This window comes from Polaromonas sp. P1_E11 (genome assembly GCF_056405995.1).
In genome coordinates this window covers 452,686-476,384 of record NZ_JBFUBA010000002.1, presented here as the reverse complement: position 1 = coordinate 476,384, position 23,699 = coordinate 452,686, and the positions used below count along the sequence as shown (strand labels likewise).

Annotated in this window: 26 protein-coding genes; 20 read left to right on the top strand and 6 right to left on the bottom strand. The window is 61.6% G+C overall.

Features of this window, described 5'->3' with window-relative positions:
* Positions 1 to 152: 152 nt before the first annotated feature.
* Positions 153 to 809, top strand: coding sequence for a glutathione S-transferase (locus AC1D11_RS09715; protein WP_477646252.1), 657 nt, complete (start codon positions 153 to 155; stop codon positions 807 to 809).
* 311 nt (positions 810 to 1,120) lie between these two features.
* Here AC1D11_RS09715 and AC1D11_RS09710 read toward each other — a convergent pair whose 3' ends face one another.
* Positions 1,121 to 1,543, bottom strand: a complete 423-nt coding sequence (locus AC1D11_RS09710) for a cupin domain-containing protein (protein ID WP_477646251.1) — start codon at positions 1,541 to 1,543, stop codon at positions 1,121 to 1,123.
* Positions 1,544 to 1,847: 304 nt separating this feature from the next.
* Here AC1D11_RS09710 and AC1D11_RS09705 point away from each other — a divergent pair, with 304 nt between their 5' ends.
* The 3 genes from AC1D11_RS09705 (at position 1,848) to aroC (ending at position 4,144) form a co-directional block, all read left to right on the top strand.
* On the top strand, positions 1,848 to 2,294 hold the full coding sequence (locus AC1D11_RS09705; RefSeq protein ID WP_477646250.1) for a hypothetical protein: 447 nt from the start codon (positions 1,848 to 1,850) through the stop codon (positions 2,292 to 2,294).
* Between the two features lie 33 nt (positions 2,295 to 2,327).
* Complete coding sequence (locus tag AC1D11_RS09700; protein ID WP_477646249.1) at positions 2,328 to 2,930, top strand: hypothetical protein; 603 nt, start codon at positions 2,328 to 2,330, stop codon at positions 2,928 to 2,930.
* Positions 2,931 to 3,043: 113 nt separating this feature from the next.
* Positions 3,044 to 4,144, top strand: coding sequence for a chorismate synthase (aroC, locus tag AC1D11_RS09695; RefSeq protein WP_477646248.1), 1,101 nt, complete (start codon positions 3,044 to 3,046; stop codon positions 4,142 to 4,144).
* 14 nt (positions 4,145 to 4,158) lie between these two features.
* Here aroC and AC1D11_RS09690 read toward each other — a convergent pair whose 3' ends face one another.
* A complete protein-coding gene (locus tag AC1D11_RS09690; protein ID WP_477646247.1) occupies positions 4,159 to 5,046 on the bottom strand; it encodes a DMT family transporter in 888 nt (295 codons plus the stop codon).
* Between the two features lie 198 nt (positions 5,047 to 5,244).
* Between AC1D11_RS09690 and AC1D11_RS09685 the strand changes: the two genes are divergently transcribed.
* Positions 5,245 to 6,279 (top strand): SDR family oxidoreductase, encoded by a 1,035-nt coding sequence (locus AC1D11_RS09685; protein ID WP_477646246.1) that lies wholly within the window; start codon positions 5,245 to 5,247, stop codon positions 6,277 to 6,279.
* 736 nt (positions 6,280 to 7,015) lie between these two features.
* Here AC1D11_RS09685 and AC1D11_RS09680 read toward each other — a convergent pair.
* On the bottom strand, positions 7,016 to 7,828 hold the full coding sequence (locus AC1D11_RS09680; RefSeq protein ID WP_477646245.1) for an IclR family transcriptional regulator domain-containing protein: 813 nt from the start codon (positions 7,826 to 7,828) through the stop codon (positions 7,016 to 7,018).
* Positions 7,829 to 8,021: 193 nt separating this feature from the next.
* Between AC1D11_RS09680 and AC1D11_RS09675 the strand changes: the two genes are divergently transcribed.
* From AC1D11_RS09675 to arfB, 13 genes are all read left to right on the top strand, one after another.
* Positions 8,022 to 8,990: a shikimate dehydrogenase family protein gene (locus AC1D11_RS09675; RefSeq protein WP_477646244.1), complete on the top strand. Its 969-nt coding sequence runs from the start codon at positions 8,022 to 8,024 to the stop codon at positions 8,988 to 8,990.
* 26 nt (positions 8,991 to 9,016) lie between these two features.
* Positions 9,017 to 10,228, top strand: coding sequence for an ABC transporter substrate-binding protein (locus tag AC1D11_RS09670; RefSeq protein ID WP_477646243.1), 1,212 nt, complete (start codon positions 9,017 to 9,019; stop codon positions 10,226 to 10,228).
* A 108-nt stretch (positions 10,229 to 10,336) separates the two neighbouring features.
* Entirely contained in the window at positions 10,337 to 11,212 is an 876-nt protein-coding gene (locus AC1D11_RS09665; protein WP_477646242.1) for a branched-chain amino acid ABC transporter permease, read from the top strand.
* A complete protein-coding gene (locus AC1D11_RS09660) occupies positions 11,209 to 12,216 on the top strand; it encodes a branched-chain amino acid ABC transporter permease (protein WP_477646241.1) in 1,008 nt (335 codons plus the stop codon). Before AC1D11_RS09665 ends, AC1D11_RS09660 begins: the two co-directional genes overlap by 4 nt.
* Positions 12,213 to 12,971, top strand: a complete 759-nt coding sequence (locus AC1D11_RS09655; RefSeq protein WP_457280113.1) for an ABC transporter ATP-binding protein — start codon at positions 12,213 to 12,215, stop codon at positions 12,969 to 12,971. The genes AC1D11_RS09660 and AC1D11_RS09655 overlap by 4 nt, the downstream gene beginning before the upstream one ends.
* A gap of 126 nt (positions 12,972 to 13,097) precedes the next feature.
* On the top strand, positions 13,098 to 13,859 hold the full coding sequence (locus AC1D11_RS09650; RefSeq protein WP_477646240.1) for an ABC transporter ATP-binding protein: 762 nt from the start codon (positions 13,098 to 13,100) through the stop codon (positions 13,857 to 13,859).
* A gap of 31 nt (positions 13,860 to 13,890) precedes the next feature.
* Entirely contained in the window at positions 13,891 to 14,793 is a 903-nt protein-coding gene (locus AC1D11_RS09645; RefSeq protein ID WP_477646239.1) for a VOC family protein, read from the top strand.
* Positions 14,794 to 14,809: 16 nt separating this feature from the next.
* Complete coding sequence (locus tag AC1D11_RS09640) at positions 14,810 to 15,703, top strand: sugar phosphate isomerase/epimerase family protein (RefSeq protein WP_477646438.1); 894 nt, start codon at positions 14,810 to 14,812, stop codon at positions 15,701 to 15,703.
* Between the two features lie 127 nt (positions 15,704 to 15,830).
* Positions 15,831 to 17,069 (top strand): 3-carboxy-cis,cis-muconate cycloisomerase, encoded by a 1,239-nt coding sequence (gene pcaB / locus AC1D11_RS09635; RefSeq protein WP_477646238.1) that lies wholly within the window; start codon positions 15,831 to 15,833, stop codon positions 17,067 to 17,069.
* A 4-nt stretch (positions 17,070 to 17,073) separates the two neighbouring features.
* A complete protein-coding gene (locus AC1D11_RS09630) occupies positions 17,074 to 17,466 on the top strand; it encodes a carboxymuconolactone decarboxylase family protein (protein WP_457280117.1) in 393 nt (130 codons plus the stop codon).
* A gap of 47 nt (positions 17,467 to 17,513) precedes the next feature.
* Positions 17,514 to 18,296: an alpha/beta fold hydrolase gene (locus AC1D11_RS09625; protein ID WP_477646237.1), complete on the top strand. Its 783-nt coding sequence runs from the start codon at positions 17,514 to 17,516 to the stop codon at positions 18,294 to 18,296.
* 146 nt (positions 18,297 to 18,442) lie between these two features.
* Complete coding sequence (aroQ, locus tag AC1D11_RS09620; protein WP_477646236.1) at positions 18,443 to 18,892, top strand: type II 3-dehydroquinate dehydratase; 450 nt, start codon at positions 18,443 to 18,445, stop codon at positions 18,890 to 18,892.
* 19 nt (positions 18,893 to 18,911) lie between these two features.
* Positions 18,912 to 19,328, top strand: coding sequence for an alternative ribosome rescue aminoacyl-tRNA hydrolase ArfB (gene arfB / locus AC1D11_RS09615; protein WP_477646235.1), 417 nt, complete (start codon positions 18,912 to 18,914; stop codon positions 19,326 to 19,328).
* A 2-nt stretch (positions 19,329 to 19,330) separates the two neighbouring features.
* Here arfB and AC1D11_RS09610 read toward each other — a convergent pair whose 3' ends face one another.
* Both AC1D11_RS09610 and AC1D11_RS09605 read right to left on the bottom strand, forming a co-directional pair.
* Positions 19,331 to 19,942, bottom strand: a complete 612-nt coding sequence (locus tag AC1D11_RS09610) for a DUF6198 family protein (RefSeq protein WP_477646234.1) — start codon at positions 19,940 to 19,942, stop codon at positions 19,331 to 19,333.
* Between the two features lie 179 nt (positions 19,943 to 20,121).
* Entirely contained in the window at positions 20,122 to 21,135 is a 1,014-nt protein-coding gene (locus tag AC1D11_RS09605; protein WP_477646233.1) for an LLM class flavin-dependent oxidoreductase, read from the bottom strand.
* A gap of 141 nt (positions 21,136 to 21,276) precedes the next feature.
* Between AC1D11_RS09605 and AC1D11_RS09600 the strand changes: the two genes are divergently transcribed.
* The gene (locus tag AC1D11_RS09600; RefSeq protein ID WP_477646232.1) at positions 21,277 to 22,152 is read left to right on the top strand and encodes an alpha/beta fold hydrolase; all 876 of its coding nucleotides are present in this window, start codon (positions 21,277 to 21,279) and stop codon (positions 22,150 to 22,152) included.
* A gap of 3 nt (positions 22,153 to 22,155) precedes the next feature.
* Here the strand turns inward: AC1D11_RS09600 and AC1D11_RS09595 are convergent, their stop codons facing one another.
* Complete coding sequence (locus AC1D11_RS09595) at positions 22,156 to 22,566, bottom strand: FKBP-type peptidyl-prolyl cis-trans isomerase (RefSeq protein ID WP_477646231.1); 411 nt, start codon at positions 22,564 to 22,566, stop codon at positions 22,156 to 22,158.
* A gap of 282 nt (positions 22,567 to 22,848) precedes the next feature.
* On the opposite strand from AC1D11_RS09595, the gene AC1D11_RS09590 reads away from it, so the two are divergent.
* Positions 22,849 to 23,556 (top strand): FadR/GntR family transcriptional regulator, encoded by a 708-nt coding sequence (locus tag AC1D11_RS09590; protein WP_477646230.1) that lies wholly within the window; start codon positions 22,849 to 22,851, stop codon positions 23,554 to 23,556.
* The last annotated feature ends 143 nt before the right edge of the window (positions 23,557 to 23,699 follow it).

Here is a 23,699-nt window from a genome sequence, read left to right as displayed (position 1 = left end):
TCGGAATTCGTTGTCTCTTTGTCTCTGCCAGTCCATGCAGGCAAGTTACGGGCCAGTCAGAGCCGAAAAGCGCAGGCTGGCATAAGCCTTGCGGGAGTTCATGCATCCGTCCTGCTAACCGGCAGGGCCTTTCCGGTTCAAGGAGCATGCGCATGGCCAAAGCCATCCTGACGATCAGCAGCAAGAACTACGGGGCGTGGGCCCTGCGCGGCTGGCTGCTGGCGAAGTTCGCGGGGCTGGAATTCACTGAAAAGGTGATCTCACCGGATGACCCGGCGATGAAGGCCGAAATGCTGCTGCTCTCGTCCAGCATGCTGGTGCCGTCGCTGCAGCACGGCAACGTCAAGGTGTGGGACACCCTGGCGATTGCCGAATACCTCAATGAAATCAAGCCTAAAGCCCAGTTGCTGCCCGCGGACATCAAGGTGCGGGCGCATTGCCGGGCGGTGTGCGGCGAAATGCATTCAGGCTTTGCCTCCATGCGCGCTGCGCTGCCGATGAACATCAAGGCCCATTTCTCGAACTTCAAGGTCTGGTCCCGCGCGCAGGCCGACATTGACCGTGTCCTGGAAATCTGGAAGGAATGCCTGGCCACCTATGGCGGCCCCTACCTGTTTGGCAAGCAGCTGTCGGTGGCCGACGCCATGTATGCGCCGGTGGTTACCCGGTTTCTCACTTACGATGTGCCGCTGGACAAGGCTTGCACCGCGTATTGCAAGCGCATCATGGAGTTGCCGGCGATGAAGGAGTGGGTGGCTGAGGCGAAGAAGGAGCCGGATGACATCGATGAACTCGACGCTGAATTTTGAACACCCCCGTCCAGGCTCACCGCGTGTAGCCTGTTCCCCCCTTGCAGGGGGCGGCGCCTTGGGCCGGCGAAGCCGGACCCGCGGCCCCCACTGGTGAAAATACCCCCGCTACATACGCCCGGAAATCTTCAAGCCAGCATGAGCCGCGGGACTGGCTTTGCCAGACCGCAGGCGGGCGGCCCCGGAGGGGCTGGAGCCCGCGGCTCCAAGCCTGCCTGCGCAGGCTTGGACGGGCGACAGAGGCGAAGCGTCTCGCGAGCCGCGGCCTGCAAGGCCTCGGGAGCTACACGAAGTGAGCGACCGTGGGGGCACTATTTCCAGGGTGTCGGTGGCGGGATTTCGCAAACGGGCTCTACGTCTATGGACTTGAAATCCGCCGGCCCGACGATTTCCAGGTATTCCATATCGGGTGAGTAGTCGAACAGGAAATGCTTGATGCCCGGGCGTTGGTGCACCACGTCACCCGCCTCGACCAGGGTTTCCTTGTCTTCGTACATAAAGCGGGCCCAGCCCTTGGTCATGATGACGATCTGGAAATCTGCCTCATGACGGTGCCATCCCGTGCCTGTTTCTGGTGCCATATTGGCCTTCACAAGGTGCGCGATGACTTTGCCGTTGGTCGCGTCGGCAATGCCAAGGTCACGGTACAGGAAAAAGTCGCGCAAACCACCGGAGACAAACTGCGTGTCGCCTGGCTTGACATGGGAAAACTTGGTCGCGGTGCGGTCCAGCATGGGGTGCTCCTGTTCAATCAAGACATCCAATTCGGGATTGGTGCGGTGCAGCAAGCATGAAGTGTTCCAGAGTGTGTGCGGCGTGGGCTACACCGCTGGCTGCACAGCCAGGGCGACAAAGAGGAGCCTTTGCAAAGCTATAGTTCAGGAACGCCTAAACCACACCCATACGGGTCAAAGGCGTCTGACATGTGGCTCAAGCTCATCCGTTTCCTCAAGGGGGAGCAGAAGCCTGACCCTTGCTTTAAGCGAATGCCGGGCTTGTTCGGCTTTGTTGACACTTTCACCTTGGAAGACACTGTCCATGCCCCCATCGTTGAAGACCCGAAAGCCCATTGACCAACTCAAGCCGGAAGACCTCATCGCTTTTCCCATCTGGGAGTTCGCAAGCGACGAGGAAGAGGATGAAGAGCAGGACGAAACCTGGGTTCGTCCTTATCCGGCGAAGATGGTGGGGCCAGACCTTTACGCCCTGTCCGTTGCTGCTGATTTCCTTGCTCCCTCGGGTCAAACGTTCACCGGCTTTGTTGGCGTGACCACGGCTGGCGATCTCGAGTTTGGGCATGGGGTGCTGCTGCATGAAAACGACCACATCTTCGTTCCCTCGGCCGAGTACCCGCAGGCAAAAAAGGAACGCAAGGCGGTTGCGGCCGCGCTGCGCATGAAAGACTCTCAGGTTTTCCCGCTCAAGTTCACATTACGTGTTCTTCTGCAGGGCGAAGTTGCGCTGCGCCACGGAGAGTTCGCTTAGTCGCAGTGCGGCAAGCAACCAAACGTTCGCATCATGTCTGTACTGGATCGACCATTCTTCAATCTGTCTGTGATCAAGGCACCGGTGGCCGAGGTTGCACAGGCGTTTGATCGCTATCCGCCAATGCGGGTTCATAGCAGCCCAACCCCGTTTGTCTTGCCCGAACAGCCGTACACGGAAGACAAAGACGCACCGCCGCTCATTCTGTGGTCACCGGCTAACACACCTGGGCTAACGGTTTTTATGCCTCACCTGTCTGCGGGAGATGGCTACGTGCCAGCCTATGCGCAGTCGACGTTTCGCTTTGATGTAATTTCCGTTCGAAGTACGGCTGATGATTGCAAGAAGGACGCGCTCAATGAGTTCTCGGCTTATTCCCAAGGCGCTTTGTTGCGCTTTGTACGCGTTATGAGTGACAACCCGGGTTGGGACTTCTATCAAAAGGGAGATCCTTTGTCCTTCGAAAACCTGGAAAAGTATCAGTTGCGATTAAAGCGGAAACGATTGCAGCGAGGTGATGTGCTTGCCTACGTTGAATCCTGGGGAGCTCCAATCACATCGGCAATGTTCTGGCGCAGCGACTTTTCCGCTGTTACCTTCTTGCCGAAAGGGCCGGCCCCTTCGGCATTGGTCTGACATGACCACGAGAAACCAGCGCTACCCACGCTCCGGGTTTGTCCGGGCTTGTCAACGGCGGGGCTGAATCGGGCTGTCCGTGATCCCTCGGCCCCCTCTGGGATAATCCCCCCATGAGCGGAAATACCTTCGGAACCCTATTCGCAGTCACCAACTTCGGTGAATCCCACGGCCCGGCCATTGGCTGCGTGATTGACGGCTGCCCGCCCGGCATGGACTTGAGTGAGGCCGACATCCAGGGCGACCTGGACCGCCGCCGGCCCGGCACCAGCCGGCATGTGACCCAGCGCAATGAGCCCGACGCTGTCGAGATCCTCTCCGGCGTGTACGAGGGCAAGACCACGGGCACCCCCATCTGCCTCCTGATCAGGAACACCGACCAGCGCAGCAAGGACTACGGCAACATCCTGGAAACCTTCCGCCCAGGGCATGCCGACTACACCTACCTGCACAAATACGGCCGGCGCGACCCGCGTGGCGGTGGCCGTGCCTCCGCCCGCCTGACGGCGCCAATGGTGGCCGCCGGCGCGGTGGCCAAGAAGTGGCTGGCTGAAAAATACGGCACCACGTTTCGCGGCTGCATGACGCAGATCGGCGACATCGCGATTCCGTTTGAATCGTGGGAACACGTGCCGGGCAACCCGTTCTTCGCGCCGGTCGCCGACGTCTCGAAACTGGAAGACTACATGGACGCGCTGCGCAAGGCCGGCGACTCCTGCGGTGCTCGCATTCGTGTCACGGCGTCGAAAGTGCCGGTGGGCCTGGGTGATCCGCTGTTTGACAAGCTGGATGCCGACATTGCTTTCGCCATGATGGGCATCAACGCCGTCAAGGGCGTTGAAATCGGCGCCGGCTTTGCCAGCGTCACGCAGCGCGGCACCATGCATGGCGACGGTCTGTCGCCTGAGGGCTTTCAGTCGAACAACGCCGGCGGTGTGCTGGGCGGCATCAGCACGGGACAAGACCTGGAGGTGTCCATCGCCATCAAGCCGACGAGCTCGATCATCACGCCGCGCCAGTCGATCGACACCGCGGGCAACCCCGCCGAGGTGGTGACGAAGGGCCGGCACGACCCTTGTGTCGGCATTCGCGCCACGCCGATTGCCGAGGCCATGCTGGCCCTGGTGGTGATGGAGCATGCGCTGCGCCAGCGTGCTCAAAACGCAGATGTCGTGGTCAGTACGCCGAACATCATGCGCCAGCGTCTCAGCTAAAAATCACAACCGCCTCAGGGTGGTTCAGGCGCCGCACCCCGAAACGGATTAAAGCCGGTGACCAGCGCCGTGGCCGCCAGCACCAGCAGGCAGCCGGGCAGCATGCTGGCCGTGACCGGCTCGCCGAGAAAAATTCCACCCCAGGTCACGCCGAAGAGGGGAATCATGAAAGCGGCCGAGGTCGCCGCACTCGCGGGGATTTCGCGCATCAGCCGCATGCTGATCCAGTACATGAAGCCTGAGGTGACCATGCCCAGCACCGCCACGGCCAGCAGGGCGGCCGGCGTGGCGTTCATCCCCGGTGCTGCTGCGGCGGTGGGCACCAGCAGGATGAATGCTGCGGCGATATGCACCACGGCGGAGGCGGGCAAAGGCGAATGGGCCATGGTGGCCCGCTTCATCAAAATGGCGCCCACGCCGTAACTGGCCGAGGCCGCGATGCAAGCCAGCGCGGCCAGCACTACCCGCGGTGTGACAGCTACAGGGCCCAGTTGCACCAGCAGCGCGACGCCGGCAAAGCCCACCATGCAGCCCAGAAGGCGGCGCGGGGTGAGCTTTTCCTCGCCCATCACGGCGGCGCTGAGCACGCCGAAAAGCGGCACCGTGGCATTCAGCACGGCGGAATAGCCCGAGGGAATCACCAGCGCGGCCCAGTTGTACAACACGAAGGGAATCACCACCGTCAGCGTGCTGAGGAGTGCCAGGCTGGGCCAGGCACTGCGCGCGGGCCAGCGCTCACGCAGCCCGCGCATCAGCATCGACAACACCAGGGCGGCGAGTATGCAGCGGGCACCGGCAACGACCCAGGGGCCGAGTGCAGGGCTGGCAATGCGTAGAAGGGGGAAAGATGCGCCCCACAGGGCAGACATCGCGATGAGCTGAAGAAAGTGTCGGTTTTGCATGAAGCGCGCGTTGGGCGGCAATGAAAAAGCAGCGATGAAGGGTGCGGTGATTGTGCAAGATTCGGGGCCTGTTGCAGCGGCGCAGGGCTGTACCGGGGCGAAACCGGGAATATTTCCTACAACTTCCCGGTTGCGCCCCGCCTAGATTGGTCTTTTCACGCCACTTTTTTCACGCCACTCAATTCCCAGGAGCAACCAATGCCAAAAGCCAAGCCCTCTTCAACTACCTCCTCTTCGCGTCCGGCCGCACGCGGAGAAGCCGTGACCGCGAAGCAGCAGAAAATCCAGCGTGCGCAGGACAGCAAAGACCAGGAAAAGAAGGCGGAGCGTCAGGCCGCTGCGGCCAGAGAGAAAAAGGCGGTGCAAGCCGGCCTGCAGGATTACCCGGAGCCGCCGTTGCCGAAGCAGCACCTGCGCAAGCCCGGCCTGGAAGCCGAAATGGAACTCAAGCCGCAATTCATGGCGCCCAACTACAAGGGCAGTGGCAAGCTGGAGGGGTTGACGGCATTGATCACCGGTGCAGATTCCGGCATTGGCCGCGCCGTCGCGGTGCTGTTTGCGCGCGAAGGCGCCGACGTGGCGGTTGCGTATCTTGATTCCGACCAGGATGCCAAAGAAACAAAGCGCTGTGTCGAAGCGGAAGGCCGCCGCTGCGTGCTGATTGCCGGTGATGTGAAAGATGCCGGGTTCTGCCGTGAGGCGGTGAAGAAAACCGTCAAATCGTTGGGCAAGCTGGACATCCTGGTGAACAATGCCGCCTTCCAGGAGCACGCCGAGTCGCTGGAAGACCTCACGGAAGAACGCTTCGACGAAACCCTGCGCACCAATGTGTACGGCTACTTCCATATGGCCAAGGCGGCGTTGCCGTACCTGAAGCAGGGCTCCACCATCATCAACACGGGCTCGGTCACGGGACTGGAAGGCAGCGCCAGGCTGCTGGATTATTCTGCGACCAAAGGGGCCATTCACGCCTTCACCAAGGCGCTGGCCAGCAACCTCCTGGACAAAGGCATTCGTGTGAATGCCGTGGCGCCTGGCCCGGTGTGGACGCCCCTCAATCCGGCGGATTCACCGCCCGATGTCATCAAGGACTTCGGCAAGAAGACCGACATGAGGCGGCCGGCGCAACCTGAGGAGTTGTCGCCTGCTTATGTATTTCTGGCTTCCCCTGTTTGTTCGAGTTATGTCACGGGGATTGTTTTACCGGTGACGGGGAGTGTTGGGGCGGTTTGATTTTTTCGTAAAAAAAGGCTTTTGACTAATGGGAGTGGGCGCGAGCAGCTATTGAATTGATAGCGCCTCTTTGAGGCCGGATGTTGCTCCGGCTATGCGCCTTCTTCTGAGATCTGCTGGCCGGGGGTAGCCCGGCGGCTACTCACTTTTCTTTTGCTTCGCCAAAAGAAAAGTAAGCAAAAGAAAAGGCGACCCTGGTTCCTGCGTCCCTCCGCTGCGCTACGGGCAACCTGCGGTGCTCGGTCCAGCCGGGGTCAAAAACAACTCGCTTCGCTCAAACAAGTTTTTGCCCTGATCCGTCTGGACCTGCGCTCCTCGGCGCATCCACAAGGGGGGTGGAGACAGGAATACCAAACAGCCGAAGGCAAACCCCGAATACCGGAAGAAACAAGGACACGCCATGGCGTGTCCTTGTCGGTATTGGTATTGGAGTTGGTATTTGTCTTCAGTCCCCGCTCCCGATTAGCCCTTCTGACTGCGCCGAGGAGCGCAGGTTCAGGCGGATCAGGGATCGCGATTGTCTGAGCGAAGCGAGTTCGAGCGAGACCCCGTCTGAACCGAGCACCGCAGGTTGCCCGTAGCGAAGCGTAGGGACGCAGACAGCAGGGTCGCCTTTTCTTTGGTGACTTTCTTTTGGCGAAGCAAAAGAAAGTTACTTGCATGCCGGGCAACCCCCGGCCAGCCACCCTCAGCAAAGCGCGCATCGCCAGAGCAAGAACCGCCCTGGCAGATGCACTCAAATCAGGTTTCTCATCGCCTGCGCCGTCTCCCGCAACACCGACAAAACCCGTCCCCCCGCCTCCTCACTCGACTCATGCCCCATGGGCATGGTCACGCTGAGCGCGCCTGCCACTTCCCCGTGCCGGTCCCGCAGCGGTACGGCAATACCGCGGTAATTGAGTTCCAGCTGCTGCTCGGAAATCGCCCATCCTTGCGCCCGCACGCGCGCCAGTTCGATTCGCAGGCGGTCCTTGCTGGCGATCGTGTACGAGGTGTAGGCCTTGAGCTCGTGGTTGGCCAGCCAGGTTTCGAGCCAGGCGGGGTCGCGCATCGACAGCATTAAAAGGCCCGCAGCCGTGACCTGGGCCTGCACGCGCGAGCCCAGCACGTAGCCGGTGTTCATGGCGCGATTGGAGCCGTTGCGGGCGATGTAGACGATGTCGTCGCCATCCATCACGCTGACGTACGCGCTCTCCTGCGTTCCGGCGGTCACGCGCTGCAAAAAGGGCTGCACGATGCGCGGCAGGCGAGCCGACTCCAGGTAGGACTGGCCCAGCCTGAGCACACGCGGCGTCAGCCAGAAGAGCTTGCCGTCGCCGGCGACATACCCCAGGTGCTCCAGCGTCAGCAAATAGCGGCGGGCGGCCGTGCGTGTCATGCCGCAGCGCGCGCCGGCCTGACTGGCGGTCAGACGTGGGTTGGCGTCGTCAAAACATTCGATGATGGACAGGCCTTTTTCCAGCCCGGCAATCCAGTCGCGCTTGTCCAGCGTGGAAGGGCTGGGGGCCTGCAATGTAGAGGGTGAAATGGGGAGTTTGGCCGCGGTCATTTGCTGAAGTATTCACAACACGGTGTCAACGCAGGCGTAGGTCAAACCCTTGTTTCGTTCGATCATCGATCTTTAATGAGCGATAAACGATCAATTGGGTAATAAACCTGTTGGGATTACTGAGGCTAGCTACTAAAGTTCACACCGAATCTGGCATTTTCAATCGATTATCGAACGTTTCAGGCAATCCAGCATGTTTACCACCATTCAGGGCAATACCGACGTGTATCTGATCCCCGGCGATCCGGTCGGGCAGGTGCGTGCGCCTGAGGTGTTCAACCTGATCTTCAAGACGCTGGGTATTGATGCTGTCCTTGTCCCGGTGCATGTGGCTGCCGGGGACATCCAGGCTTTTGTAAAGGCCGCTTTCCTGGCCAGGAACGTCAAAGGCATGCTGCTGACCATCCCGCACAAGGCCGAAGTGATGAGCCTGCTTTCGCATTGCAATGACGCGGGCCGGGTAGCCGGTGCGGTGAATGGCATTCGCCGTAACGCAGCCGGTGAACTGGAAGGCGCCTTGTTTGACGGCAAAGGTTTTGTCCTGTCGCTGGACTATTTCGGTGTGGCCTACGCCGGCAAGCGGGTGTTGATACTGGGTGCCGGCGGCGCGGCTGCCGCGATTACCGCTTCACTCGCGATGGCGGGAAGCCAGTCGCCGGCCGCCATTTCGCTCTACGATCCTGCGCCCGGCAAGGCGCAGGTGCTGGCCGACCAGATTGCCGCCGCTACACCGCTGTCTACCGCAAGCATCGCGGCTGTGAGCAGCGGTGACCCGTCGGGCCATGACGTGGTGGTGAATGCCTCGCCGCTGGGGCTCAGGGCCGATGATCCCCTGCCGTGCGATGTGTCCCGTATGGCGCCGCATGCGGCCGTCATGGACATCCTCATGAAGAACCAGCCGACGCCGCTGGTTCGCGCTGCCCGAGCGCGCGGTCTGACCGCACAGCCCGGATTTGAGATGCTGATCCAGCAGGTGCCGGACTACCTGGATTTTTTTGGGCATGCCGCAGCGGCGCAGGCCGTTCGCCGCGATGCCACCTTTATCCGCGGGCATTTGTACCCCGCCACGATGGCCGGTGAAATCAGGCGCTCCTTCCAGAGCACACCATCTGACAGTGTTCCCATCCCAGGAGTCGGGGAAGCACGACTCGCATCACCTTGATTTTTTAACCCCCAGAGGAGACAACCATGACAAAACGATTCGCTCTCAAATTGATAGCTGCTTGCGCTCTCGCAGTAAGCGCTAGCGCTGGTTTTGCGCAAGACGTCATCAAGATTGCCAATATTGTCGAGCTGTCCGGTGCGGGTGCCTCTGCAGGCACCAATTTCAAAAATGGCGTTGAACTCGCCGTCAACGAGATCAATGCGAACGGCGGCATTCTGGGTAAAAAAATCCAGACCACCACGGCGGATACCCAGAGCAATCCCGGCGTTGCCAAGGGGCTGACGCAAAAAGCCATTGACGACAACGTGTTTGCCATTTTTGGCCCGGTGTTCTCCGGCTCCATCATGGTCAGCATGGCCGAGTCGCGTCGCGCCGAAGTGCCCAACTTCACTGGCGGTGAGGCCGCAAGCATCACGCAGCAGGGCAATCCCTACGTATTTCGCACCAGCTTCACGCAAGACACTGCCATGCCCAAAGTGGCGCGTTACATGACTGACCAGGCCAAGCTCAGCAGCATCGCCATCATTTATGTGAACAACGACTTCGGTAAAGGTGGCCTTGACTCCATCAAGAAGGCGCTGGCGAATTCACAAACCAAGGTGCTCGCCGAAATTTCCACTGACTCCGGCCAGATTGACTTTTCTGCAGCGGTCCTCAAGGCCAAGCAAAGCAACGCCGACGCCATTTTTGCCTACACGAACGAGGACGAATCAGCGCGCCTGTTGCGCGAGCTGAAAAAGCAGGGCTGGACCAAACCCATCATCGGCGAGACCACACTGACAGGCCAGAAGGTTATCGAGCTGGCGGGTGACGCTGCCAATGGTGCCATCGCCCACGTGGGCATGACGGTTGATGCACCTGTGCCGGCCATCCGTGCTTTCAAGGCCAAGTTTGAGCGAGAGTACAAATACGTTTCGGACCACAACGGCATGAAGGGCTACTCCGGTGTCTACGTGCTCAAGGCCGCCATTGAAAAAGCCGGCAAGCTTGACCGCAAGGCAGTCGCGGCGGCGATGAAGGGCTTGAAAGTCAACACCGACAAATACCCCGGTGCGCTGATGTACACCGAGTTCGACAGCAAGGGCGACCTGGACCGCATGAGCTTTGTGGTGCAAGTTAAAAATGGCAAACAGGAAGTCATTGACATGGTTCCCCCGCTCGGCCTGGCCACCCGCGATGTGAGCAAGGCCATTCCTTTGGCGCCTGCTGCGCCCAAGCCGGCCGCGAAGAAGTAAAGCAACTTCGGCCGGCCATGCGGGGCCGGCCGCTCATGGGGAAGGGCGCAAGCCCTTCCCATTGAGAACTCCGCTGAATGCAACCGACTTTCTCCATCGGACCTTCCCATGACAGACTTTCTCCAACTCTTTTTCTCGGGCCTGGCCACCGGCAGCATTTATGCGCTGGCGGCCCTGGGCTTTACCTTGCTGTGGCAGGCCTCGGGGACGATCAACTTCGCGCAGGGCGAGTTCGTCATGCTGCCGGCCTTCATGATGCTGGCCTTCATCTCCCTGGGTGCGCCCATGCTGGTGAGCTTTATTCTCACCATACTGCTGGCCGTGATGCTGTTGGGCTGGGTCTTCAAGCGGGGAGTGGTGGACCCGCTCTTCAAGTACGGCATGATGCCCATCGTCGTGGCGACCATCGGCCTCTCGATTGCCCTGCGCAACGCTGTGCGCGCCGGCTACAGCGCTGAAGCCCATCCCTTTCCGAGCCTGTTTGCCGACAAGCTGTTCAACATCGCCGGTGTCACGATAACGCTTCAAGATATTGGCACTTTTGCGCTGGCAATGATCATCGTCGTGGCGACGCAGGCCTTCCTGGCCAAAACCGTCACGGGCCGCGCCATGCAGGCGGTGGCGCAAAACACCGAAAGTGCGTCGGTGCTGGGCATCAATGTGCCTCGCATGATTTTCTACACCTTCGCCATCAATGCCGTGCTGGCGGTGGCGGCGGCCCTGCTGGTCACGCCCACTTACCTCGCCAAGTTCGACATGGGCGAGGGCCTGGGCACCAAGGCTTTTTTTGCCGCCATCATCGGTGGCTTCAACAACTCGCGCGGCGCCTTGCTGGGCGGGCTGATCGTGGGGGTGTGCGAGAACCTGGCAGCCGCCTATATCTCGCCTGCCTACAAGGACGCCGTCGCGCTGGTTATATTTATGGTCGTGATTCTCTTCAAGCCGCAGGGCCTGCTGGGTAAAAAAGAGGAGCGCAAGGTATGAAGCTCGCCAACAACAAATTTGCCCTGGTATTGACGGTCCTGGCCGCTTTGCTGGTGCTGGTCGTGCCGCAGTTTCTGAAAAACTACGGCATCTACCTGCTGACCTACTGGCTGGTTTTTATCATCGCCACCATGGGCCTGAACCTGACCATCGGCTATGCGGGTCAGAAATCGCTGGGCCATGCGGCCTTCTTCGGCATAGGCGCCTACACCGTCGCCATCCTGATGAAGGCGGGTGTCAGCTTCTGGCTCGGTTTGCCAGCCGCGGCGCTGATCTGCTTTGCCCTCGGCTTGATCCTGGGTTTTCCGGCGCTGCGTGTGCAGGCTATTTACCTGGCGTTCGCCACGCTGGGCTTTAACACCGCCATCTGGTTGGTCATGCGCAATGAAGAGTGGCTCACCGGGGGTACCTTCGGCATGAACAACATTGCACGGCCGTCCCTCTTCGGTTATTCGCTCGAAGGCAATCTGCCTTACTACTACCTTGTACTTGCCGTGACGGTCATCCTTTCGGGCCTGTTGTGGGGGTTGCTGCGCTCACCCTGGGGCAAGGCTTTCACGGCCTTGCGCGATAACCCGATACGTGCCGAGAGCCTGGGGGTGGATATCCGCAATTACACGCTGCTGAGTTTTGCCATTGGCGCGGCTTACGCCGGCATCGCCGGTGCGCTGTTTGCATCGCTGGTGCAGTTCATCGAGCCGGGGCCCTTCACCGTGGCCGCGTCCATCATGATGTATTTGATGGTGGTGGTCGGCGGTGCGGGCTATTTCCTGGGCCCCATTGTGGGCGCCGCGGTGGGGGTGGTGCTGCCGGAATGGCTGCGCGATGTGCCGCTGGTGTCCAACTGGTATTTGCCGATGTTCGGCGCTGCGGTGGTTCTGTTGATGGTGTGGCTGCCCGATGGGTTGCTCAGCATTCCTGACCGTATCCGGGCCAAGCGCGCAGCGCGTGAGGCGTCGCAGGCACGTGCGGCTGCGGCCAGCCGGATCGGAGCGGCATCATGACAAACGCATTGTTAAAAGTTGCCGGGCTCAAGAAGGCCTATGGCGCCATTCAGGCCGTGGGCGGAGTCTCCTTTGAAGTCATGCCGGGGGAAATTTTCGGTGTCATCGGACCCAATGGCTCGGGTAAAACCACCATGTTCAACAGTGTGCTGGGCCAGATCAGCCCCGACGCCGGCACGATCGAACTCAACGGCAAAACCATTACCGGTCTGTCGCCGCTGGAGCTCAGCCGGCGCGGTGTGGGCCGCACCTTCCAGACGCTGCAGGTATTCGGGAAGATGACGGTGCGCGACAACCTGATCGTGGCAGCCCAGGAGCACAAGGGCAGCCTGCTCGGCCGCATGTTTGCGCCTGGTGACTCGGGGCTGGGCGACAAGGCCGATGCGCTCATTGACCAGTTCCGCATCCGCCATGTGGCCGACAAGCTCGCCGGTACCTTGAGCTACGGCCAGCAAAAGCTGGTGGACATCGCCATGGCTTTCATGGCCGAACCGGATCTGGTGCTGCTTGACGAGCCGTGTGCCGGCGTCAATCCCAGCCTGGTGGGCGGCATTTCGTCGCTGCTCCGGGATCTGAACCAGAACCCTAAATTTGGCCGGAAGGCTTCGTTTGTGGTGATTGAGCACAACATGGATTTTGTGATGGGCCTGTGCCACCGCATCATGGTGATGGTCGAAGGCAAGGTGCTGGCCATTGGAACGCCGGCAGAAATTCGGGCCAATAAAGAGGTATTGGACGCATATCTTGGTAATTAGAGCCCTCTGTCTCGGCTCACTTTGTGTAGCCGGAATCCCCCCTCAGGGGGACAACCGCTGCGGCCCGGCGGAGCCGGTTCCGCGCCGTTGCTGGTAGAAGAAGATTGATGTTTCACGGAGCTATGTATGACAAGTGACGTCTGTATTGAATTTGACGATGTGGTGGCGGGTTACAAGGACTTCATGATCCTGAACAACCTGTCGTTCAAGGTGCGTACGGGTTCCATCACGCTGCTGCTGGGCCCCAATGGCGCGGGCAAGTCCACGGTTTTGAAAGCGCTGTTTGGCTTGCTCAAGCCGCGGCAGGGCCGCATCCTGTTGAATGGTGAGGAGATTTCGGGCGCCAGCCAGAAAGAATTGCTGGCCAAAGGAATTGTGTTTGTGCCCCAAGGGCGCAACCTGTTTGGCCAGCTTACTGTGTGGCAGAACCTGGAGCTGGGCGGCATCACGCTGGGTACGAAAACCACACACGAGCGTATTCCCGAGGTGCTGGAGTTTTTCCCGCGCGTCAAGGAACGCCTGCATTCCCAGGCCTCAGCGCTTTCGGGTGGTGAGCAAAAGCAACTTGAAATCGGCCGGGCCTTGCTGCTGCGCCCCAAGGTCATCCTGATTGACGAACCCTCGATCGGGTTGTCGCCCATGGTGGTGCAGGACGTGTTCAAGCTGTTGCAGAAGCTGGCGGCGCAGGGCACGACAGTATTGATGGTTGAGCAAAACGTCAAAAGTGCGCTGAAAATTTCCGATGACGCCATCGCACTTGAGTCGGGGCAACTGGTGCTGCACAAGCCGGCTGCGGAGCTGCTGGCAGACCCGAACATCGAACGTCTTTTCCTCGGTGGTGGCCATGTGCCGGGCGCAACCGTGGCGCCCGCCATGGCAACTTCCTGAATCTGCTGCAACCTCTCACCGGAGACACACCATGAGCACCTTTGCACAGGCACCAACCGCAGACCGGGAAGCCATTCCCGAAGTTGCCAACCCCCTGGGGCTTGACGGCATTGAGTTCATTGAATACACCACTTCCAAACCGCAGGCACTGGGGCAGGTGCTGGAAACGATGGGTTTCCGCCCGGTTGCCCGCCACCGCTCGCGCGAGGTACTGCTGTATCGGCAGGGCAGCATGAACGTGATTGTCAATGCCCACATTCCCGCCATGCCGGATGGCGCCGCGCCGACCGACAAGCCGGTGATTGCCGCTGTGGCCTTGCGCGTGCGGGACGCGGCAGACGCTTACCACCGAGCGCTGGAGCGGGGCGCCTGGGCCGTGCCGTCGCGCGTCGAGGTGATGGAGCTGAACATCCCGGCCATCCATGGCGTGGGGAAAAGCCGCATTTATTTTGTCGATCGTTACGACAAGTTTTCGATCTATGACGTGGACTTTGTGCCGATTCCCACGGTGGAGCAGCATCCGCCAGCGGTGGCGGGTTTGCACTTCTTTGGCGTCGTGCAATACATCGGCAATGACCGCACTGAAGACTGGGCCGAGTTTTACCGCGAGCTGTTTGGCTTTACCGACCTGCCCGACGAACAGCGCTTCGGCATCCTGCCCAAGGGACGTATCCTTCGCAGCCCGTGCCCGCCTTCGTCGCGCTTTTACCTTCAGCTGATCGAGCCTGAAGCCAGCGTGCTCGACGTGGAAGGGGACGAAAGCCTGCAGCGCATTGGCCTGGGCAGCGCAGACGTGCTGGCCACTGTCGGCGAGTTGCGCAAGCGCGGCGTGGAATTCCTTGAGTCACCCGGAGTCCATACCGAGGACCGCGGCGCGCTGACCAAGAGCTGGATGGGCAGCGTGAGTTTTGAGCTGGTCCATGACGTACGCTAAACAGGCGCCAGACATCATGAGCCACTACAGCGGCAACATCGACGATTTCGGGATGGACACCATCTCGCTGGCAGGTCCGCTGGAAGCCAAGCTCAAAGCCGTGCGCGAAGCCGGTTTCACCCAGATCATGCTGGCCGCCAAGGACCTGGTAGGCCACCCCGACGGCATGGAAGCCGCCGTCGCTGCCGTGCGTGCCAGCGGTTTGCGCGTTACCGGGTTCCAGGTGTTGCGTGATTTTGAGGGGCTGTCCGGGCACCTGCACGACTACAAGATGGACATCGCCAAATCAATGCTGGAAATGTGCCATGCGCTGGGCTGCCGCCTGCTGTTGATCTGTTCGTCAACCTCGGTGCATGCCACGGGTGAAACCCAGGCGCTGGTCAGGGATTTGCGCAAGCTGGCCATGCTCGCGATTCCGATGAACATCAAGATCGCCTACGAAGCCTTGTCGTGGGGCCGCACCGTCAATGAATTCCCGCAGGCCTGGGACATTATTTGTGAAGCCGACATGCCCAACCTGGGTTTGGGCTTTGACTCCTTTCATATGTTTGCGACAAAGACCTCGCTGGATGAGCTGGACATACTGGATCCGGACAAAATTTTTCTGGTGCAGCTGGCCGACTTCATGTGGACGGAAATCAAGTCGGTCGAAGAGCGCATTGCCACCGCCCGGCATTTCCGCGTGTTTCCAGGCGAGGGTGTGCACAGCGAAGCGCTGGCCACACTGGTCACCAAGCTGCATGGTCTGGGCTACCGCGGCGATTACAGCTTTGAAGTGTTCAATGACGACTACCAGCAAATGCCTTTGCCGACGGTGGCCCAGCGCGCGTGGCGCTCTGCACTGTGGCTGGGGGAAGATGTGCTGCGCCGCTCCGTGCCGCTGCCTAACCAGATCCGGTTGAAAAAATGAGGCCCCCACGCTCGTCACTGAGTGCCTTTTGCGGCGCTCCACCCCCTTCCTTCGTGTATGGGGCGCTTTTTTCCTTGGGGCGGCCCGGCGGAAAAACATCTGTCAATGTTTTCTGAGAGTTCACGGCATGAGCAGCATTTTTGAAGGTTTTTTGTCCACGCCGGAAATTCTGGAGGCCTTCAGCGAGCGTAACTTCCTGGATGCCATGTTGCGCTTTGAGGCTTCGCTGGCACAGGCGCAGGCCGAGGCCGGCCTGATTCCCGAGGCGGCGGCTCGCTCTATCGCCGGTACCTGCAAGGTCGAGCTGTTTGATGTGGCCAAGATCGTTCGCGAAAGCGGGCGCGCCGGCAGCATTGCAATTCCACTGGTCAAGGCCCTGAGGGAAACCGTGGGCCTTTTCAACAAGGAGGCTGCCGGTTTTGTCCATTTCGGCTCGACCTCCCAGGACGTGATCGACACCGCGCTGGCGCTGGTGACCCGCAATGCGCTGGACCTGATTGAGGCCGACATCCGCAAGGCAGTGGCGGCGTTGCTGGTGCTGGCCCGCCGCCATGCCGCTGACCCCGTGCTGGCCCGCACGCTGATGCAACCGGCATCCGTCACCAGCTTTGGTTTCAAATGCTCGGGTTGGGCTGCGCCGCTGGCGCGCAGCCTGCAGCGCCTGCAAGTGGCCGGCCACAATGCGCTGGCCGTGCAGCTGGGCGGGGCCGTGGGAACACTGGCGCAGATGAACGGCAAGGGCCCGCAAATCATGGCGCATATGGCGGTCGACCTGAAACTCAAACCTTCCGCATTTGCATGGCATACCCAGCGTGACGAGTGGGTGGCGCTGGGCTGCGAATTGGGTCTGCTGGTAGGCAGCCTCGGGAAGATCGCCAAAGATATCTCGCTGATGGGCCAGTACGAAGTGGGCGAACTGGCGGAGCCGACCGAGCCGGGCCGAGGCGGTTCATCCGCCATGCCGCACAAGCGCAATCCGGTCGCCTGCATGGTGGGACTGGCTGCAGCGCAGCGCGCACCGCAGCGCGTGGCCGCGCTGCTGGCTACCATGACGCAGGAGCATGAGCGCGCTCTGGGAAACTGGCAGGCAGAGCTGGCTGAGTGGCCGGGGCTGCTGATGTCGGCGCACGGATCTGTCCGCGCCATGGCCCAGGCCCTTCCGGGCCTGCAGGTGGACACCCAGCGCATGAGCGCCAACCTGGAGGCGCTGCGTTCCGTGCTGCCCGCCGATGCCGCCGACGAGTGGTTTAACCCTGCGCTGGTGCAGCACGCCTCGGCACTGGCGCATGCCCAGGCTGATGCTGTTGAAGCACTGCTGGGGCAAACGCGCACTGACAGCCATCGCACAAAGACCGCAAAAAGGTAAAACCATGAACGACCATGACAAGGGAATGATCAACCGCAGGCGCGTGCTCGGTGATGCCTGGGTGGATCGCTCCATCGCCAAAAGCAATGCCTTCAACGGCGAGTTCCAGGACCTGATCACGCGTTATGCGTGGAATGAAGTCTGGGGCCGGCCGGCGTTCGGCGACAAGACGCGCCGCCTGATGGTCCTGTCGACCATGATTGCGCTCAAGGCGTACGAAGAATTTGCCATGCATGTCCGCGCCGCACTCGACGGCCCGCCGGAGTCGCGGCTCACGCCGGACGATATCAAGGAAGTGATTTTGCAGGCCGCCATTTACTGCGGTGTTCCTGCCGCCAACCATGCGTTCTCTGTGGCGGGCGACATCCTTCGCGAAAAAGGCCTGCTCGCTGACTGACAGGGCACGCATCTGCGGCTCCCAAGCAATACATCATTGAAAGACGCATGAAAAAACCTCATCTGCATTGCATCAGTGAAGGCCAGGGGCCTGTCGTGGTGCTCAGCCATGCATTGGGCTGTGACCTCACGATGTGGGACGGCGTGACAGCCATCCTGAAGAATCGCTATACGGTGCTGCGCCACGACCATCGCGGCCACGGCCAATCGGAAGTGGTGCCGGGCCCTTACACACTCGACTTGCTGGCCGATGATGTGGCGGGCCTTATTACCGAGCAGGGCGCTGGGCCGGTGCATTTCGTCGGGCTCAGCATGGGCGGCATGACGGCGCAGGCGCTGGCGGCGCGGTATCCGCAGCTGCTCAAAAGCATTGTCATTGCCAATGCCGCCATGTTTTACGACGACGCGGCGCGCGCCATGTGGCAGGCGCGCGTTCACACCGTACAGACCAAGGGCGTGGCGGCGATATCGGACGGTGCGATGCAGCGCTGGTTTACGCCGGAATTCAGGGCGGACGAGGTGGGCGGCGGTGCGAGCAAGGTGGCGGCGCTGCGCCGCGTGCTTGAAACCACCGATGCCACTGCCTATGCGGCCAGCTGCGAAGCGGTTTCCCGCATCGACTTCCGTGCCAGCAATGGTACGGTCCAGTGCCCGGCCCTGGTGATTGGCGGCACGCGCGACGAGGCAACGCCCGTGGCCATGTCGGAAGCCATCTGCGCCAGCATCAAGGGCGCGCAATTGCGCACCTTGCCGGCGGCTCATTTAAGCGCGGTGGAGCAACCCGATGCATTTGCCGACTTGCTGGAACGCTTTTTCGAAAGCCTGCGCTAGGGCGCTGCCGGCGGGCTGATCAGGCAGTTGCGGGAGCAGGGGCAGAGTGCTTCGGTGACGGGGTGGCGGCGGCAGCGTCGATAATCGGGCCCAGGCCAATAGCCAAAACCCACTCGCCCACCCGAATATCCGGAAAGCCCCGCTTCATGAAAACAGTCCTTGTCCTGAATGGACCCAACCTCAACCTGCTGGGAACGCGTGAGCCGGCTGTGTACGGTTCGCAAACCCTGGCCGATGTAGAGGCGCTGTGCACCAAGGCCTGCGCAACCCACGGTTTCAAGCTCGACTTTCGCCAGAGCAACCATGAAGGCGTGATGATTGACGCGATCCATGAAGCCGGGCGCGCCCAGGCGGCGGGCACTCTGGCAGGCATCGTGCTGAATGCCGGCGCTTACACCCACACCAGCGTGGCTCTGCACGATGCCATCAAGGGCGCGGGTGTCACGGTGATCGAGCTGCACATCAGCAATGTGCATGCACGCGAGGCCTTCCGCCATCACTCCTATATTTCACCGGCGGCCAAGGCCGTGATGGCCGGCTTCGGCGTCAAGGGCTACGCACTCGCCATCGCCGGCCTGGCCGAGTTGGTGGCCTGATCCGGCTGCGGCGCTGACCATGGCTGCGCCACCGAAATTCCCCGTTGACGAACGCGAGGTGGAGTTCAGCGCCATCCGCGCGCAAGGCGCTGGCGGGCAAAACGTCAACAAGGTGTCGAGCGCCATTCACCTTCGGTTTGACATCGCGGCCTCGTCGCTGCCCGACGCCGTCAAGGAGCGGCTGCTGGCGACGAGCGACGGACGCATCACGCAGGAGGGCGTGCTGGTGCTCAAGGCCCAGCAGCACCGTACCCAGGAAATGAACCGCGGCGATGCCATGGCACGCCTGCAGGAGATTGTTGACAGCGTCTCCACGCCGCCCCGGGCGCGGCGCGCCACCAAACCTACCTACGGTTCGAAGCAGCGCCGCCTGGCCGGCAAAAGCCAGCGTTCGGAAATCAAGTCGTCGCGTGGAAAAGTGGGCGGCGGCGACTGAGTTCAGGTCACCGTGTAGCGCCCGGGTTTGTGGTTGACCCAGAGGAAAAGGCTCATCAGCACGGCGGCCATGACGGAATACGCCACGCGCTCAGGGGGCACGACTGCCAGCGCCATCAACACCACGGCCGAATCAATGGCCATTTGTATCTTGCCGGCGCGCCAGCCGTGCTTTTCCTGAAGATAGAGCGTCACGATGGTGGCGCCGCCCAGGCTGGCCCGGTGCCGGGCCAGGAAGAGGCAACCGGTCCCCAGCAGCAGGCCGCCCACCAGCGCGGCGTACAGCGGGTGGATGTCCGCGATGTCGAGCACCCGGGGCGACCAGTCCGCCAGCAGCGACAGCAATGCAATGGACAGGAAGGTCTTGATGGTGAACTCGCGGCCCATGCGGGTCCAGGAGAACCAGTAAAAGGGCAGGTTGACCAGAAAGAACAGCTTGCCGAAGCTCACGCCCGTGGCGTAGTGCAGCACAAAGGCCACGCCGGCCGTACCGCCCGTCAACAAGCCTGCCTGGTTGAAGATCACCATCGCCAGCGACACAAACAGCGTGCCCGTGAAGATGCCTTGCGCATCGTCAAAAAGGGTGTGGCGTTCGGGTGATGTAACTGGGGGCATGGAAAGCTGGCGTGTTGCCCACGGGCGGGTGCTTCAGCTTTGCATGATCTGTGCCAATGGGCACGTTTTGCATTTCGGTAGCCACAGGACTGGCCTGCGGCGCCTGCGTGACGAAATAGAAGCAATTTAGGGCTCCAGCCCAATAAGGACGAGCGCAAGCAGCTATAAAAACAATAGCATTATGCGCGGCGCTGATGTTCTTCCTGCAGCCTGTCTCGCACCTGCGCGGTGATTTCCAGGGAACGCCGGGCGACGGCGGGGTCGTAAATGTGAGTGGTCACCATCAGTTCATCGGCTCGGGTGTCCTCAATGAAGCGCTGAAGCTGGTTTTCAACGGTTGCCGCCGAACCTGCGACGGCGTAGCGCAGCATGCGCTGCGCGCCGGCTTTTTCGGCCGGTGACCAGTAGCTTTCGATATCGTCGATCGGCGGCGGCATCGGCCCCGGCGTGCCGCGCAACAGGTTGGTCATGGCCTGCTGCACCGAGGTGAGCTGGTAGCGTGCTGCCTCATTCGTTTCGGCCGCCACGACGTTGGCCACCACCATGGCGTAGGGTTTGGCGAGCTGGGCGGAAGGCCTGAAGCCGCTGCGGTACAGATGCAGCGCCTGCATCAGCATATCGGGCGCGAAGTGCGATGCGAAGGCAAAGGGCAGGCCCAGCATGGCGGCGAGCTGGGCGCCGAAGAGGCTGGAGCCCAGCAGCCACAGCGGTACCTTGAGGCCAGCGCCCGGCACGGCGCGGATTTTCTGGCCGGGCTCTGCCGGTTCAAAGTAGGCCTGCAGTTCCTCCACGTCCTGCGCAAAGGTGTCGGCATTGTTCTGTTGGTCACGGCGCAGCGCGCGTGCGGTGGGCTGGTCGGTGCCCGGTGCGCGTCCCAGTCCCAGGTCGATGCGGCCGGGGTACAGCGAAGCCAGGGTGCCGAACTGCTCGGCGATCACCAGCGGCGAGTGGTTGGGCAGCATCACGCCGCCGGAGCCTACGCGGATGGTTTGCGTGCCGCCTGCCACATGGCCGATGACCACCGCGGTGGCGGCGCTGGCGATGCCGGGGTTGTTATGGTGCTCGGCCAGCCAGAATCGCTTGAAGCCCAGCTGTTCGGCATGCCGGGCCAGCGCCAGGGTGTTGCGAAAGGCATCGGCGGCGGTGGCGCCCGTCACGATGGGGGATAGATCGAGGACTGAAAAGGGGATCATGTTTTTGCGCCCTCTCCCGGAAGGGGGATAGGGCGTGAAGAGGAGGCGAGCCGGCCTGAATTCATGGATGTTGTTGTAAGGGTGCCGGGCCAGTTTAGGAGCTTGGCGATGGCCGCATGAGGGGCAGGGTATAAGTCCCTTATGGCAGATTCGGTACACATTTCATTGCCTCCCGAAGCGCTCGCGATGCTGCGCACGGCCAGCCGTTTTGAAACCCCTTGCGGCGACGGCGCCATGGTCTGGCACACCTGGGGCCAGGCCACGCGCCGGCCCGGGCTCGCGCCCCTTGTACTGCTGCACGGCGGCAGCGGCAGCTGGATGCACTGGTTACGCAACATCCCCGCGCTGGCCGCGTCGGGCCGCTGGGTGCTGGTGCCCGACCTTCCCGGTTTTGGCGATTCGGCCGCGCCTTTGCGGGGCACTGATGCCGACGTGCTGCCCGAACCGGTCGAGCAAGGGCTGGCCCTGCTGGCGGGCGAGGCGGCCTGCGACCTCGTGGGATTTTCCTTTGGCGGCATGGTGGCCGGCTTTGTGGCAGAGCGCTTCCCCGCCCGGGCGGCGCGTGTGGTGCTGGTGGGTGCGCCCGGCCTGGGTGTGGCGCCCGAAAAGGCCATACGCCTGCGCGCCTGGCGGCATATCACCGATGCGGGCCAGCTCGACGAGATCCATCGCCACAACCTCGCGGCGCTGATGCTGTACCGCGCGGACGCCATCAACGAACTGGCCTTGCGCCTGCACATCGCCAACGTGCTGCGCGACCGCATGAAGGGCCGCAGCCTGGCGCGCACCGGCGCGCTGGCGCAGTCACTGGCGCGGCTGCGCTGCCCAGTGTGGGCGATTTACGGGGAAGAAGATGCGCTGTACCGCGGCAAGCTTGATGGGCTGCGGGCGGCCCTGGAGCGAGCTGCAGATTTCAGGGGCCTGGCCCTGGTCGAAGGCGCCGGCCACTGGCTGCAGTTCGAGCGCGCGCAGGCCTTTGACAAAGCCCTCCTCACGACGCTCGAAGTGCCTCTTTAGCTTTTACTTTTCAATCGCGAGCAGTTCGATGTCGAAGGTCAGCGTGGCATTGGGCGGCACCACGCCGCCGGCGCCGCGGTCGCCATAGGCCGTGGCGGGTGGGCAGGTCAGTGTGGCCTTGCCGCCGACCTTGATCTTCTGCACGCCTTCGGTCCAGCAGGGCACCACGCGGTTCAGCGGAAAGGTGGCGGGCGCACCGCGCTTGTAAGAGCTGTCAAATTCCTTGCCGTCGGCCAGCGTGCCGCGGTAGTGCACCTTGACGGTGTCCGTCGCCTTGGGCTGCGGGCCGGTGCCGTCGGTGCTGTGCACGATCTTCACGCCGCTGGGCAGGGTCTCGGCCGGGGCGGCGGCAAGGGCGGTGGTGGACAGGGCAAGAAAGGCCAGGGCACCAAGTGCGGTGGTCAATGTCTTCATGGAGGTCATGCTTTCATGGCTAAGGGGAATCGGAACGTGTGGCCTGGATTATCGTCCGGGCTCTCGCCTTGCCCTGTAGCGCCGGCTCGCCTGTCCCACATTGTCAGTGTCGCTGGGCTGGATCATGAGCGGACCGAAGGCATGAGTGGTACCCCATGTAAACAAAATTGGCTCCAAAATTGGTAAAGCCGACGCAAAAGTATTAAATTGGCCTTACCTTTTCGAGCCATAAGCCGATAGCCAAACCGCTGTCGCATAAACTGCACTTCACGCGGAGGACTCATGCTGGACCAACTCAAACAGGTTGACAACCGTCGGCTCTACCAACAAATTGCCGAGCAGATCCGCGCCTTCATTGACAAGGGCAACTACACCGCGGGTGCGCGGTTGCCGCCGGAGCGCGATCTGGCCCTGCAGCTGGGCGTCTCACGCCCCTCGGTGCGCGAGGCACTGATTGCACTGGAAATTGAGGGCAGCGTGGAAGTGCGCATGGGCGCTGGCGTGTACGTCTGCAGCGCGGCCCAGCGCAAGCCGCAGTCCCTGGCCACCATGGGCGAAAGTCCGATCGAGCTGATGCAGGCACGCGCCGCCATCGAGGGCACCATCGTGCTGCAGGCCTGCGCCAAAGCCACGCCCGAAGCACTGTTGGCGCTGCGACAGATTCTGGACAACATGCTGTCCGCCATGGCGCAAAACCGCTCGCCCCTGGCCTTTGACCGGCAGTTTCACCAGATGATTGCAGCCGTGACAGGCAACTCCGTGCTGGAGCGGCTGGTGGGCGAGCTGTTTGACGAGCGCCATAGCCCGATTGCCGCGCGCCTGAGCGCGCACTCCGAATCCGGCCAAAGCTGGGCCATTGCGCTACAGGAGCATGAGGCCATCTTGCGCGCCCTGGAGAACCGGGACGTACTGGCCGCGCAGAACGCCATGCGCATGCATCTGCAAGCCTCCGAACAGCGCTGGGTCGAGAACCGCCGCGAATGGTCATGAGCCCAAGCTCTGCAGCTCGTGGTCAGGCCTGTGCAATTGCGCAGATTTTGTTTCGTTTTTTCACACCGATTTTGACCCTGGATCACGGGTAAGCACCAATACACACGCACTTCCCGGTAAGGCCAAATACGGCACATCGTGTC